A 15,729-nucleotide genomic window follows, 5' to 3' on the forward strand; every position below is an offset into this window, starting at 1 on the left:
AGTTGCAGGAATGACCCAAAGTATGTCAAGAGTAGCAAAATGCATTGATAATGGTCCTATGGAAGGTTTCTGGGGTATCCTTAAAAGAGAACGATATTATGGGAAGCGATTTACCAGTAGGGAATCGGTAGTAAAAATGATAGAAGAGTATATTGAGTACTACAACAATAAACGATTACAAAGAAATCTTGGTGTATTAACGCCAATGGAGAAACATGATATGTATTTACATGCAGCATAAAAACTGCCAGCAGGTTATACCTACTGGCAGAAAAGATTTTTATTTTTTTAATTGTCTACTTGACGGGGAGCGGTTCAAAATCTGGAACATCCTCTTTTGTTTCATTAATTAACACGTTGTGCTGGTTATTCTATATTTGCTTTACCTGTGTAATTTTTTATATCAACTGGTAACTTCCGTACTAACCTTCAAGCAAGCTCTTTTTGTGCAATCCTGCACAATCAATAGTGCTCCCGACCGCTATCCACCAATGGATCGCCTCCGAAGTTCTTGCCTGAAATAGTATGGCTTACTCCAAGCACCTCTTTGCCGTCGCAGCGACTCGACCATCCGGGTCTCGTGTGCTGCTAAAATTGACCTCCTGTCAATTTCCCGGCATGATGCACTTGGATTAAGCCTACAAATTTCAAGCAAGCTCTTCTAATCAGGCTTCTCATTGGTGGATACGTTCTCGCGCACTATTGAAGCACGGTTCTTTAAAATTGTTCCCAGTGAGGCAGCAGCTGTTTATTACGTATAATACCTGCGCTTTTAAACTAGCACAACGCGTTAAATTAACACGTTGTGCGGTCAAAGCTGCCTCTCAACTTTTTAGTTAAACAGCTTATGCGGATTATACCGGTACTTCCGTACTAATTTGCAGAGTACAATTTTGTTACAAATATTTGTAATTTGTCATATTTTTAATATTTTATGGAATTTATTTAAAATATTGATAAAATATAGATGGTGCACAAATAAAATAAACAGAGGAGGTGCTGCTGGGTTGTCATTTTTTAATTCGTTGTTCAGAAGTGAAAATACCATTGAAAATAAAATCGATAAGATACAAAAAGGTGATGAAATATTAAGAGAAATATTAATTCAGGAGTATATACCGTTTATTGTTAAAACTGTTTCACATAAGCTGGGAAGGTATGTTAGTATAGAGAATAACGAAGAGTTCAGTGTAGGGCTTTCTGCTTTTAATGAGGCCATAAACAGCTTCGATATCAAAAAGGGAAATAAATTTTTGGCATACAGCAAAAAGGTTATTAACAGCAGGCTTATTGATTACTATCGAAACAGTAAAAAAACCAGGGATATTAAAGTTTATCCATTTACATATTTTGATGAGGAAAAGTTTAATGCGTTAGAGAAGAGATATATGATGGATAATGCCGGCGAGCTGGAGAAAATTGAGACCGCTGACGAGATATCTTCATTTAAATTGTGCCTGAGTGAATATGGTATAAATTTTGATGATCTGGTTTTATTTTCTCCCAAACACAAGGATTCCATCAGACAGTGTGTAAAAATCGCAAGAATGATAACGGATAACGATAGACTATACGACATGATGACAAAAAAGAAAGCCATACCATTAAATGAATTAATGAAAATAGCTGATGTACATCGCAGAACTATAGAGAGAAACAGAAAATTCATCATAACGACGTGTCTTATCATAAGGAGTGACCTCGATGTTTTGAAAGCCTATGTGGTGAGTGTAGAGGAAGGAGGGACGCTCAATGCATAAATATGGTACCGTACTGGAATTGAAGAAAAATAGTGCGATAATTATGTCTGAAGGGTTCAGGTACTTTTACGTAAAAAAGCGTCCCGGAATGTATTTGGGACAGAAGATAATGTTTCTGGATGAGGATATTATCAAGCCCACGTCTGCCATCCTGAAGTATTCTGCTGTGGCAGCGTGCTTTGTGCTGATTGTCCTTGCAGTATTTTTGTCCCGGATTACACTTTTTGACAACGACAGAACATTTGCATATGTTTATCTGGATATTAATCCAAGTGTGCAAATCACCATTGACAAGAATAATACCGTGTTGGATACAAGTGCGGTTAATAGTGATGCAGATGAACTTTCAGAGGGATTGGACACAAGAGGAATGGATCTGAAAGATGCCTTGAAGATTATATTTGAGAAATCGGACAAACTTGGATTTTTTAAGGATGATACCGACAACTATGTACTTATCTCAGGTGTCATAAACCCGGACAGCAGGTTATACAAAAAAAATAAAACTTACGAGGAAACAGAGTTTCAGAAATTCCTCAGCACCCTGAAAGGAGTATCGGGAGAGAAAGGACACAAACGTATTATTACCGAAGCAATTAAAACTTCCCCCGAAATCAGAGAGCTGGCCTTAAAAAATCAGATGTCACCCGGAAAGTACTATTTGTATGAATTGGCGGCAGAGAAGGGAATGGATTTATCAATTGATAAAGTCAGGGAAAGCAGCATAAATGACATTATGAAAGTACTTGACTATGTTCCTCAAGACGTAAATGAGAGTAAAAATAGTTCCTTTAATGATATTAATGAAAATGACTCCGAAGCATCCGATGATCCGCCGGCTGCGCCAATACAAAAGCAGGAAGAGGATGTAACATTTTCTGAAGAGGATACTGGCGCACAGAGAGGCAGCCAGACGGTTCAAGGCAGGCAAATGGAAGAAAGCGAGCCAGATGCGCAGCCTGAGATTGCCACTCAGACAAAGGAGGAGCGGCAGCCGGCACACGAAACGAAACCGGATGGCGGCGCCGGACCTGAAGCTCAACAGCCGGCTGAAAATACAAATAATCTAAAAGCTCCCGGGGCTGCGGTAATTTCTGTTGATAAAGCCTCCAATACGGGAGAATATCAGCTGACAATAGTTATAGGAAATGATAACAACGCAGCTGAATTTAAGCTGTATGAGAATAACCGTGTAATAATGTCTTCTGAAACAGGTTCCAGGGAAACGGTCGTTAAATCCTTTAGCGAAAAGGAAAACGGCAGCTATACGTATATATGCGAACTGTCAAATTCAGCAGGAAAGTCAATGAGCAATGAGGTAAATGTGCTGGTACAAAAAACAGTCAATAAGGAGGCGGCGGTATGGGATGCAGGAGTAATGTATTCAGTAGGAGATGTTGCAGAGTACGGGGGAGAAAAATACAAGTGTATACAGGCTCATAAATCCCAGGCCGATTGGACTCCGGAGAGGGTACCGGCACTATGGCAAAAGCAGCTCGGTTCTGCCGAAAAGAATTCATGGCAGCCCGGCAATGCATACCGGACAGGAGACATCGTAGTGTATAAGGAGACCCAGTACAGATGTCTGCAGGCACATACGTCCATTGAAGGCTGGGAACCGCCTGTTGTGCCCGCACTTTGGGAAAAACAACAGTAAATTTTCTTTAAATTTGAGATGTACCCTGACGGTGTACATCTTTTTTATTGTCCGAAAAAGTATGATTTATTTTGACAGAATAAAAACTTTTTTGTAAAAAATTTTGTTGACCCACACAAAAAGGAATAATTTTCACGTAATAATATATTGATTTCCTAAAAGTTTACTTAATATCCATTCGACGGCATAAAAAATATGTTAAGAAAATAAAAAAACCGGCAGATAAGCTTTTTTAAGAGTATGGTTTCTTGGGGATTTATCACTACAAAATTATTTGTGCTGCTGCTTATGGATAAATTTTGAAAGGAGTGTATTATGCGGAGGAAATTTAAACTTAAAAGATTTTTTGCAGTAACCCTGGCTTTTGCACTGCTGTTTACACAGTTTGCGACTTTAAATGTAAAGGCTGAAACCGGAAGAGGAAAGAACATTGTGGCGTATTTCCCGAATTGGGGGACTTACAATGTAAACCACAGTAATTTTTCTGTTGAAAAAATACCATGGGATAAAGTTACAGTTATCAATCATGCCTTCTTTGAAGTTGATTCCGGTTTCAAGCTGGCAAGTACCGACACCTTTGCCGATTTTGACAAAATGTTCACCCATTCCGAAGGCTGGGAGGCAAATCAAATCAGAGGGCACTTCGGAGAATATAAATACTTTAAGTCCAGGTACCCTGATGTTAAAGTGCTTGTATCTGTGGGCGGATGGACAAGAGGTCAGAATTTTCATGCCATGACGGCAACATCTTCCACCAGAGCTGTATTTATAAAAAGTGTTGTAGAATTCCTGAAGAAATATCCATTTATCGACGGTATAGATATTGACTGGGAATTTCCCGGAATAGACAGGAAAGCCGACCCTAACGATGAGTATGATAAGGGCTGTCCCGGGGGACCGGAGGATAAGCAGAACTTTACCGCACTGCTGAGGGAAATCAGGCAGGCATATAATAATAACGGGTTATCGGGAAAGATGCTGACTATAGCGGCTCCAGCCGGTTATGACAAGGCTGTTTACCAGGAGCCTGACGTATATGCTCAGTATCTTGACTTCATAAATGTTATGACATATGACATGCATGGTGCATGGGAGACAACCACCAATCACCATTCGGGAATATACGCGAATCCTAATGATCCGTCAGACACTTCACCGGTGGATATTAAAAACAGATATAATACCGATTCGGCTATGAAGTTGTATAGAGATGTATACAGGATTCCTGCAAATAAGCTTAATGTAGGCACTCCCTTTTATTCAAGGGGCTGGAAAGGTGTAAAGAATAACGGAGGAGCTCTTCCGGGATTATTTGCCCCAGCTTCCGGTGCACCCGTGGGAACATGGGATAACCCCCAGTCTCCGGGAGGCCAGAATCCATATTTCAAGATGAAGGAGCTTGAAAAAACTGCAGGATACATAAAATACAGGGATCCCTATGGGAAAGTGCCGTATTTGTACAATGCATCCCAAGGTGTCATGTATACATATGAAGATGAAGAATCTCTGGGTGAACGGTGTAATTATGTCATAAACAACGGATATGGCGGAATGATTATATGGGAAATCTCAGGTGACAATCCTTCGGGTTTTCCAATGACCACACTGATATCTGAAAAGTTCAAGGGAATCAACCAGGATGACGGTAATAATAAATTACCTGCGGCGGCAGCTTTAAGCGCGGACAGCACTACCAACTCGGGAAGCTTCACGGTTACTGTTACCGTACCTGCAAACAATACTGCAACGGAATTGACCTTATACGAAGGAAATAATGTTGTTAAAACCCAAAACCTTACTGCAAATTCATCTGCGGCACAGATAATTAAATATGACGTAAGCGGTAAAAGTGCGGGTACATATTCATACAGGGCGGATTTGTCCAATCAGCATGGGATCACACCCGGTGCAAGTCTTGTAATTACGGTAAAATCCAATCAGGACGGCAATACAAACCCTTCAGGCGGTTACAATGTCATAGGCTATGTTTATGGTACGCCAAATAATGTAGATGCAACAAAGCTCACTCATATCAACTATGCTTTTGCACAAATAGTAAATGGAAAAGTAGCAGTCAGCAATCCGGGTGATCTTGCAGCTTTAGTTGCCCTTAAAGTAAAGAATCCAAATTTGAAAGTAATACTGTCGGTAGGCGGATGGGGAGGAGACGGCTTCTCTGACGCAGCACTTACCGAAGCTTCACGCAATACTTTTGCTGAAAGCTGCTTAAAGGTAATAAGTGACAATAAACTGGATGGAATAGACCTGGACTGGGAATATCCCGTTAATGGCGGATGGGGTATGATAAAATGCCGTCCTGAAGATAAAACAAACTTTACACTGATGCTTCAGGCGGTACGCAATAAAATAGGAAACGGAAAGATTCTTTCGATTGCCTCAGGTGCAAGCCAGGAATATGCCAACAATACCGAACTTGCTAAAATAGCAGGAATATGTGATTTCATAAATATCATGACTTATGATTTTGGAGCTTCAAGACATAATGCAAATCTTTATGAATCCTCAAATTATGGTTACAGTATAAGCTGTGATTCGGCAGTTAAAATCCACCTGGCTAATGGAGTTCCTGCCGGGAAAATCAATATGGGTATGCCTTTCTACGGCCGAAAGGGAAATGACTGGCCTACATATTCTGAATTAGTAGAAAACTATATAAACAAAAATGGTTGGACACGTTACTGGGATGAACAGGCAAAGGCATGCTATCTGCTTAATCAGGGTCAGTTCCTGACCTATGACGATGTAGAATCTTTTGGTTACAAGACAGCCTACATAAAGGAAAAAGGTCTGGGCGGTGCCATGTTCTGGCAATATAATCAGGATTACAAAGGGACACTTCTCGGTAAATTGTGGTCGGACCTTGGTACGGCACAGGAAGAACCCGGTACGGTTCCCAATGTCCCTCAGAACCTGAAAGTGACAGTTGACGGAACATCTGTCATCAATATATCATGGAATGCTTCAGCCGGTGCAACAGGCTATGACTTAAAGATAGACGGAGTTGAAACAAGCAATGTAACCAGCCCATATGCCCATACCGGTCTGGCTGCAAATTCGACCCACACATATGCAATCAGGGCGAAGAATGCAAAAGGCGCCAGTACGTGGAGTTCCATTGTAAGTGCAACTACAAAACAGGCAGATAATGATACGTCCGGAAGCTGGGGGAGCAGAATATTCGCTCCATACGTTGATGTTATGCTCTGGCCTACCTTCAGTATTAATGATTGTTATGAAAAAACAAATCAAAAGTTCTATACTCTTGCATTTATCACGAGCAACGGAGCAGGAAATCCTGCATGGGGCGGAATAACAGGAATAGATACTGATTTCTATGCAGATGAAATTAACAATATACGAAGCAAGGGCGGCGATGTAATAGTGTCCTTCGGAGGAGCAAACGGAATCGAGCTTGCACAATCCAATACTGATGCTGCTGCACTTCAATCAAAATACCAATCTGTTATTGATAAATATAAACTTACCTGGATAGATTTTGATATTGAGGGAAGCGCAGTTGCGGACAAAGCCGCTGTAGACAGGAGAAATAAAGCAATAAAAGGCTTGCAGGCCCGGAATCCGAACCTTAAAGTTGCGTTCTGCCTGCCCGTGCTTCCATCAGGATTAACCGATGACGGGCTATACGTGCTAAAGAATGCAAAAGAAAATGGAGTAAGAATAGACGTTGTGAATGTTATGGCGATGGATTACGGAGATGGGCAGGCGCCAAACCCTGACGGAAAAATGGGGGATTATGCTATCCAGGCTGCCAGGGCTACTTATGACCAATGCAATAGTCTGGGCATTTCGGTTAAAATAGGTGTTACGCCCATGATTGGCAAGAATGACGTTCAGACAGAGGTATTCTATCAGTCTGATGCCAGAAAACTGTTGTCATTTGCACAGTCCAACAGCTGGGTAAGGTTACTGGCAATGTGGTCTGTGAATAGGGATAATGGAAGAGGCGGAGCATTATACCAATCCTCAAACATAACACAAACTGACCTTGAATTTACCAATATATTTAAAGTATTTAATACAGGAAGTGAACCTGGCGACGATGACACCAATCCGCCTGCAATTCCGGCGGTGCCAACCGGTCTGAATGCAGCTGCCGCAGGAACTTCGGTCATAAATATAGCCTGGAGCAATTCAGCGGGTGCGACAGGCTATGACTTAAAGCTAGACGGAGTTGAAATAAGCAATGTAACCAGCCCATATGCCCATACCGGTTTGGCTGCAAATTCGACTCACACATATGCAGTCAGAGCAAAGAATTCATCTGGGACCAGCGCATGGAGTTCGACAGTAACTGCAGCCACAAGGCCGCAAATAGTTGACGGTTCTGCATGGGAAGCGTATAAGGCATATAATGCAGGGGATGTAGTGACATACAATGGAACTGCCTATAAGTGTATTCAAAGTCATACGTCACTGCCCGGGTGGGAGCCGTCAAATGTTCCCGCATTGTGGTCCAAAACAGATTCTGCCCCGGGAGTGGATCCCAGGCCGCAGCCTGAGCCTGATCCCCAGCCCGCAAAGCCTGTATGGGCTGCAAATGCGGTATATAGGACAGGGGACCTGGTCACATATAACGGTAATTTATATGAATGCATACAGGCACATACGTCCTTGCCCGGATGGGAACCTTCAAATGTTCCAGCATTGTGGTCCCAGGTTTGACAGGACAAATAAAGCTGTTATTTAAAAAAGAAAATTAAATAATATCTCCCCAAATACCCCGCAGGACGAGATAAATGTAGAGTAGGACCTACATTTATTTTGTCCTGCGGTCCGGCATGGGTATGACAGGAGTATGATGGTGCCGATAAGCACATTAGCAAAATCAGAGGTTCAAAGGATTTTTTTAATATTTCAAAGTGTTTGACATAAAATAAAAGTAGAAATATGGAGGATATTAACATTATTAGTAGAATAATAAAAATATTACTTCATTTAGAAGGAAAATATTTAGGAACTGGGGGTAGAAGAATTGAAAAAAACAGTATTATTTTTATTAGTTTTTACTATTTTGTTGGTACAATTACCAATGGCAGCTACTGCCGAAACAACAACAGACACTAAGACGGCGAAGGTTTCGCATGACGGATTTGTGGACATTACATTAACGACTGATGATAAAAAATTCGTTGTTCATTCACTTACAAAAAGTTTCAGCGTAGCTCCTTATATTAATCAGGGTCAGCTTTTTGTCCAAATTGATCAAATATTGCCATGGATTGGGTATAAGGTTAATTTTGATAATAAGACCGGATTAATGACTGCATCAAATGGTGCAAGTAACTTATCATTAAAGGATAAAAGTCTGCAATATAAGATAAACGGAAAAGAATTTAAGTTTACAAAAGCACCGAAAATAGTATCAAACAAACTTACTGTTCCGGTAAGTGATGTGTTTAAGTCTCTGGGGTATGAAGTAACATATAACTCCAAGACTAAAACAACAAAAATACTAAAAAGTACCGATATTGGAATAGGAGGTTTTACTTTTTTTAACAAGCAAATAAATTTACCCAACTTTTTCACGGTTGACAAGAAAGGCATATACAGTGATATGCTCAGCAATACTGAAATAAAGGATATATACAGTCAGGAGGGCGCAATCATTTTATATGTCTATGACCAGGCCCTTAGACAAAACAAGCTTGTTAAACGTGAAAACGGTAAATTTGTTGATCTAAAGCAGAATTTTGACATTGTTGATACATATATATTCGGCGAATGCAGAGTTTTTTACGGTTATGATAACAGTGATAAGAAATATAAGCTTTACAGATTTACCGGGAACAATTTGTCTTTGGTAGTGGGGGACTGTTACAGTTCGGTTCAGGTGAACTTTAAGGATAGTATAATACTAAATAAATATGACAGCAATAGAAACTATACTATTGTGAAAATTGACCCCAAATGGAATGTACGCCAGCTATATACAAATATGACCATGACAGAGTATTGCATCACTGATGACTGGCTGTATATGAAAACCCGGCCGCAGGAGGGTACAAAACAATATCTGCTGGTTTCAAACGGGGCTTCGGTTATGATGGTGACATGCACCGACAGTAATGCAAAAGACCTATACAGTATTGATTTTGATGATGTCAGGGTGTGCGGCGGAAAAGTCTATGCCATTCTTCAGGACGACAAAAAGGTTAGGAAGCTTTATCAGCTCGATGTTGACAAGGCTAAGAAGATGCCGGCGGATCCGTACGGCTTGAATGTGGAAGTCATGGAATCATATAATGGAAAGATCTATATTTTTGGAACAGACTCCAGCAAACAAAAGTTAAACCGCATAGTTGAGTATACTCCCGGAGGGAACTATTCAACAGTTAATTACGGTAAATTATCCGGCAAAAACGTGAAAATTGCAAAAACAATGGTGATAAACAACACGATGATATTGCTGGGTAAACAGGCTGTGGGCGTGGAAGCTCCGAAGGAGGAAGTTCTGTATACCTTTAAAACAGGAACGTGGAATTACGCACTTGACGTTAAAAGCATAGATTCCTATATAGTAACCGAAAAGGGAGTCTACCTGAAAGTTAAAGATTTTGACAGGGCGTCGGTGAAGTCTACAACGAGAAATTCTGTATTATTTATAAATAATTCAGGAAGCATCAGCAATGCGGCAATAGATTTTAATATTACAAACCAGTCAGTTGTGGGTGATTCGCTGATATTTGCAGGAGCCAACAATATTACAAACCGGTATGACATAAGCAGCCATGATTCAAAGTACAGGGAACTTGTCACAGGTATTACGGTAAAGTATTGGAATCTTGTTTCAGATCAGGTATTTGCAGGAGGACTGCAGGATAAAATACAAACTTTATATAGTTTGACTCCAAAAGCATCCAAACTTGTTAAAAAGGACTTCGAGGTAAAATCAGTTCTGGCTACCAAGGTTCCGCATATCTATCTGATTTACGGCATCGAAGGTGACAAGACATCAATCTACAGCGGCAGTAAAGTTCTTTACTCATATAATATGCAGACAAATACTTTTGTATTGTTAACTGCCGGAAAAGATATCGAGAAGATAATTTCTTATTAAAAAGGCGTGCTGCAAAACTAACAGAATTTATTATACATGTAAAAATTTTATTGTGTACCTTTACCGATTTTAATAAATGGGTTGACGACAAAGTGTATGCCTGAAGTTTGTAAGGCTCATCACAAGTATTTTTGCTGATGCAGAACACTCAGCACCCTGTTTCAGGGCGAGGTTTCAAACCGGTCAATGTAACAGCAAAAACACTTGTGTATATCCTGCAATTTCAGGCATGTACTATTAATAGTACTTGTAATCTTATGAAGGGGTATTTAGTCCTATGACTATTAGCTAATTATTTTTAGGACCACTTATTGTCATAAGTTAAAATAATTCCAAAATAATATCTAAAAGTATACATTTTACATAAATCTTAGGAGGGTAATTAGCATATTCTGTCAAAAGTTACTAAATTATGTTGATTAGTTAAAAATATTATGTTAATATATAATTACCATACGATACATAAAATTACATATAAAGAAAATCAATTAAAAAATATAAAAATACGACATAAATTACTATTAAATTGTGACCATGGAACCATATACAAAATATGGTATTATATAGAATAATATATATGAGGTGAAATTATGGCAGGAATAGCAGAAAAAGGTATTGAAGATATACTTCTTGAAGAAGGCCTGATAAATATGGCTCAATTGAAGGAGGCTTGGAGTCTTAATATTACATTAAACAAGCCTATTCTCGATATTTTAATTGAACATGGTGCAATAAATGAGAAACAAGCTATGTCCGTCAAGGCCAAAAGTATGAATATCGAACTTGTGGATTTGGAAAATTTTGAGTTCGAAGATATGAATATACCTAAAATAATTCCGGAAGCTGTGGCCAGAAAACATTGCGCCATACCTTACAAATTAGATCAGAACAATGTTTATATAGCAATGAAAGATCCGTCGGACCTGTTTGCTCTTGATGACTTGACCCTTTCCACAAAGTATCAGATCAATCCGGTATTCGGCAGTGAAAAAGAAATTGAAATGCTTATTGAAAAAGCATTTAAAAAGGAGAATACAAAAGCAAAACATGACAGAAATGCGAAAATATGTCTGAGCGAAGAGGACATTGCCAATCTGGATAAGGACAAAATACGCAAGGTATTGGAAGCCCAGAATCAAAACAATTCGCCTATTTTCAAAAGCCAGTTGGGAGTCCTTTTGGTAAACAGCGGAATCCTCGCCGAAGAAAAGCTGGAGGAAGCTTTGAAAATTCAGTCTGAAAGAGGCGGTAAAATAGGTGAAATACTGGTTAGTGAGAATTTTATAAAAGAGGACGTACTATATAAGTTTCTGGAAGTTCAGATGAATACCACTTATGTAGATTTAAGAGAAATTGATATTCCGGACGGGGTAATAAATTTAGTCAAGGATAGTCTGGCAAGGAGATACAATTTGATTCCCGTTGAAGCGGATGGGGATATTCTAAAAGTTGCAATGGCAGACCCCTTGGATGTATTTGCTCTGGATGACTTGAGACTGTCGACAGGTCTGGAAATTGTATCACTGTTGGCAAAGGAAGAGCTAATAGCAGAAAAGATAGAAAAACATTATGGAAAAGCAGTTCAGCCCAAGCCGGCAGTAATAACTTCCGAGCCCATTCAAAATACTGCGCCCGATAGTAACAGCTTCACTTTCAATGGTGATCTGGATGAGGAAATGAAGAAAATAAATGAAGAAATCGCAGTTGAGATTCAATCTGTTCAGCAGGATGAGGATCTGAATGATATAAGCGATGTTTCAAATGCCCCCATAGTTAAAATGGTTAATATAATCTTTCAAAAGGCTGTTACTCAGAGAGCCAGTGATATACATATTGAGCCTTATGAAGACTGCATAATTGTCCGTTATAGGGTTGACGGACAGTTATTGGAAATAATGCGCCATGATAAAAAAATATTATCGTCGATGGTTGCGAGAATAAAAATAATAAGTGCGTTGAATATAGCCGAAAAGAGGATACCGCAGGATGGAAGAATAACCGTAACCATCAATAAAAAGAATTATGACATGCGTGTATCGATTCTTCCGACCGTGCATGGCGAAAAGGTTGTTATCAGAATTGCAGACAAGGAAGCATTCAATGTTTCAAAAAAAGACCTGGGACTCTTTGAGGACGATTTGGAGAAATTTAACGATATCATGGACAACCCTCACGGGATCGTACTGGTTACTGGTCCTACAGGAAGCGGTAAATCCACAACCCTGTACACTGCACTCAGGGAGTTAAGCAAGCCGAATGTAAACATTCTCACAGTCGAAGATCCTGTTGAGTCTACCATCAGAGGCATAAACCAGGTGCAGGTAAATTCAAAGGCCGGACTTTCCTTTAGTTCGGCATTGAGAGCATTCTTGAGACAGGATCCGGACATAATCATGGTAGGAGAGATTCGCGATGGTGAAACTGCTGAAATTGCAACCAGAGCTGCTATTACAGGACATCTTGTTTTAAGTACCCTGCATACAAATGATGCGGCAAGTTCAATTACAAGAATAATAGATATGGGTATAGAGCCGTTTATCATTTCGTCTTCCGTTGTCGGAGTTATTGCTCAAAGACTTGTGAGGCGTTTATGCCCCGAATGCAAATCCGAACACACTCTTGATGAAAATGAAAAGCTCTTGCTGAAACTGGATCCGGAGGAGGATGTAAAAATCTATGAGCCTAAGGGCTGCACTGCTTGCAATGATTCAGGTTATAGAGGACGAATAGCGATTTATGAGATCATGAAAATTACCAGAAAGCACAGGGAGATGATAGCTAAAAATGTAACCTCCGACGAATTGAAAGAGCTTTCCATAAGCCTGGGGATGCATACTTTGAGAGACAGCTGTATAAGGCTGGTTAAGGAAGGCACAACCTCCCTGGATGAAATGTTACGAGTTACTTACAGCAAGGATTAATATATTAATTGATAAATTTTTGTTAAGGTGATGTTTATGGATTTGAATGAGATATTAAATGAATGTTTTATAAGGAAAGCATCCGATGTACATATAACAACCGGAATACCGGTTGTATACAGGATTAACGGAGAACTGCTCTACAGAGACAATCGTAATCTTACTGCAGACGATTGTGAAGATCTTGCAAGGCAGTGTGTAGGAGATAAGGCCTACAGTGTTTTTGTCAGTCACGGTGAAATGGATACCTCCTATGCGCTGTCCAGTACGGGAAGATTCAGGGTAAACCTGTTTAAACAGCGTGGTTCGGTGGCTATTGCCCTGCGTAGTATCGCATTTGAAATTCCCAGGATAGAGATGCTCGGACTTCCCCCGATAGTATACCAGTTTGCTGCAAAATATAGAGGGCTGGTATTGGTAACCGGTCCAACAGGAAGCGGTAAATCCACTTCCCTGGCAGCCATGATAGATTACATAAATACAAACAGAAAGTGCCATATCCTCACAATTGAAGATCCTATCGAATATATGCACAGGCACAAAAAAAGTGTTGTCAACCAGAGAGAAATAGGCAACGATACGGTTTCGTATGCAAAAGCATTAAGAGCAGCGTTAAGAGAGGACCCTGATGTAATACTTATCGGAGAAATGCGTGACCTTGAGACGATTTCCATAGCACTGACTGCAGCTGAAACAGGCCATCTGGTATTTTCCACGCTGCATACCATAGGTGCGGCAAAAACCATCGACAGAATTGTTGACGTATTCCCGCCCCATCAGCAGCCGCAGGTAAGGAATCAGCTGTCAACGGTTTTGCAGGGAATAATATCACAGCAGCTGATCATTAACAGTGACGGTCACGGGCGCTGCGTTGCAACAGAGGTTATGACATTAACTTCGGCAACATCAAATTTGATCAGGGAAGCCAAGACACCTCAGATAAACAGCTGTATATATAACGGTGCACAACATGGGATGCATTCAATGGACACCAGTCTGGCAAATCTATATAGAAGCGGGAAGATAAGTTATGAATCTGCGTGTCAATGTGCCATTGATGCAGACAACTTAAAAAAGATATTAATAGTTTAAAAATAGCTTATTTTATTTGATAAATTCGTTAGGGGGGATTGCAGTGGCATTTTCGTTTTTTAATAATTACTTTTTAACAATCGACATAGGATTTAAATTAATTAAAGTTTTACAGGTACGTAAGAAGGAAGATGATGCTATTGAAGTTGTCAACTTCGGCATCGGAAACACTCCCAAGGATTGCATCAAAAATGGTGCAATAAGGAACAAGGCCCGTGTTATAGAAGAAATAAAAAGGTTGATGCGGGAAAACAACATTACTGCCAAGGAGGCAAAAATAGTAATGTCGGGAACAAATATCATTACAAGAATAATAATGATTGACGATGTACCCGAAAATCAAGTCGAAAATAAAGTAATGACTGAAATCGAAAGTTTTATGCCCATAAACATGAAAGAGCACAGAGTGGATTTCAAAATACTTGATTATTTTTATGAGGGCGGTATAAAAAAACACAGAATATTTGTTACGGCTGTTAAGCAAAGTATTATCAACAGCTATGTTGAAATATTGAACAGTCTCAATCTTAAGCCTGTCGCCGTAGATACTCCCGCCAACAGCATTGCAAAGCTGTTTAATAACGAAATATGGCTGAAGAAAACAGACGACAGAATAAGCGTCCAGCGCAATCAAAGGTTTGACACAGGTACAGTAGCGGTATTGGATTTCGGTTCCGAAACCACAATAGTTAATATTTTGAGAAACAAGGTCATTGAATTCAACAGAGTAATTCTCATAGGCAGCAGCAATATTGACAAGGCAATTTTTGATAACATTATAATTGATAAATTGAAGGCCGATTTTGCCGAAATGTATAAAAAGAAATACGGCATTATACTGAACCGCGATTATAATAACGATTTGGAGTGGAATTGCAGTGAGATCACAAAAGGTGTTGTAAATGAAATAATCAAAAATATCAATACCTGTTTTGACTTTTACACAACCAGATGCGGAGGTGACAAGGTAACCAAAATACTTATTACCGGAGGAGGATCGCAGCTTATACATCTCAATGAGTATCTGGAGAGTATTTTCAAGGTGCCCTGCTACCTGATAAACTCTGTTGATATTCCAGGTGTTGAGTTTGCTGTGAACCTGGATGTAAACAGGATAAATTACCTGACAAATGCACTTGGCATAGCGTTATAACCGAAGTCCGAATCCGGTCCTGCATAATAGAACTAATTCTGTCAAAG

8 protein-coding genes are annotated in these 15,729 nt (G+C 39.7%); all 8 read left to right on the forward strand.

Going from position 1 to position 15,729, the window contains the following annotated elements; translation table 11 throughout:
* Positions 1 to 241: IS3 family transposase (locus T344_RS0102035; RefSeq protein ID WP_154669409.1), on the forward strand; the 241-nt coding region annotated here is incomplete at its 5' end.
* Positions 242 to 1,007: 766 nt separating this feature from the next.
* Positions 1,008 to 1,760: an RNA polymerase sigma-I factor gene (gene sigI / locus T344_RS0102040; protein WP_027627335.1), complete on the forward strand. Its 753-nt coding sequence runs from the start codon at positions 1,008 to 1,010 to the stop codon at positions 1,758 to 1,760.
* Entirely contained in the window at positions 1,753 to 3,417 is a 1,665-nt protein-coding gene (locus tag T344_RS0102045; protein WP_027627336.1) for a carbohydrate-binding protein, read from the forward strand. The genes sigI and T344_RS0102045 overlap by 8 nt, the downstream gene beginning before the upstream one ends.
* A gap of 315 nt (positions 3,418 to 3,732) precedes the next feature.
* Positions 3,733 to 8,121 carry a glycosyl hydrolase family 18 protein gene (locus T344_RS31450; protein ID WP_162178016.1) on the forward strand — a complete coding sequence of 1,463 codons (4,389 nt, stop codon included), beginning with the start codon at positions 3,733 to 3,735 and terminating at the stop codon, positions 8,119 to 8,121.
* A gap of 310 nt (positions 8,122 to 8,431) precedes the next feature.
* Positions 8,432 to 10,516, forward strand: a complete 2,085-nt coding sequence (locus T344_RS0102055; RefSeq protein ID WP_027627337.1) for a copper amine oxidase N-terminal domain-containing protein — start codon at positions 8,432 to 8,434, stop codon at positions 10,514 to 10,516.
* Positions 10,517 to 11,106: 590 nt separating this feature from the next.
* Positions 11,107 to 13,437 (forward strand): type II/IV secretion system protein, encoded by a 2,331-nt coding sequence (locus T344_RS0102060; protein ID WP_027627338.1) that lies wholly within the window; start codon positions 11,107 to 11,109, stop codon positions 13,435 to 13,437.
* A 36-nt stretch (positions 13,438 to 13,473) separates the two neighbouring features.
* Complete coding sequence (locus tag T344_RS0102065; protein ID WP_027627339.1) at positions 13,474 to 14,529, forward strand: type IV pilus twitching motility protein PilT; 1,056 nt, start codon at positions 13,474 to 13,476, stop codon at positions 14,527 to 14,529.
* Positions 14,530 to 14,572: 43 nt separating this feature from the next.
* Positions 14,573 to 15,682, forward strand: coding sequence for a pilus assembly protein PilM (gene pilM / locus T344_RS0102070; RefSeq protein ID WP_004626644.1), 1,110 nt, complete (start codon positions 14,573 to 14,575; stop codon positions 15,680 to 15,682).
* Positions 15,683 to 15,729 lie beyond the last annotated feature (47 nt).

This window comes from Ruminiclostridium cellobioparum DSM 1351 = ATCC 15832, from assembly GCF_000621505.1.
Taxonomy (GTDB): Bacteria; Bacillota; Clostridia; order Acetivibrionales; family DSM-1351; genus Ruminiclostridium; species Ruminiclostridium cellobioparum.

What these genes read in the sequence shown, in the direction of transcription:
- T344_RS0102060 (WP_027627338.1), top strand. Translation starts at nt 11,107, where the DNA reads ATGGCAGGAATAGCAGAAAAAGGTATTGAAGATATACTTCTTGAAGAA.
- T344_RS31450 (WP_162178016.1), top strand. Translation starts at nt 3,733, where the DNA reads ATGCGGAGGAAATTTAAACTTAAAAGATTTTTTGCAGTAACCCTGGCT.
- T344_RS0102065 (WP_027627339.1), top strand. Translation starts at nt 13,474, where the DNA reads ATGGATTTGAATGAGATATTAAATGAATGTTTTATAAGGAAAGCATCC.
- T344_RS0102045 (WP_027627336.1), top strand. Translation starts at nt 1,753, where the DNA reads ATGCATAAATATGGTACCGTACTGGAATTGAAGAAAAATAGTGCGATA.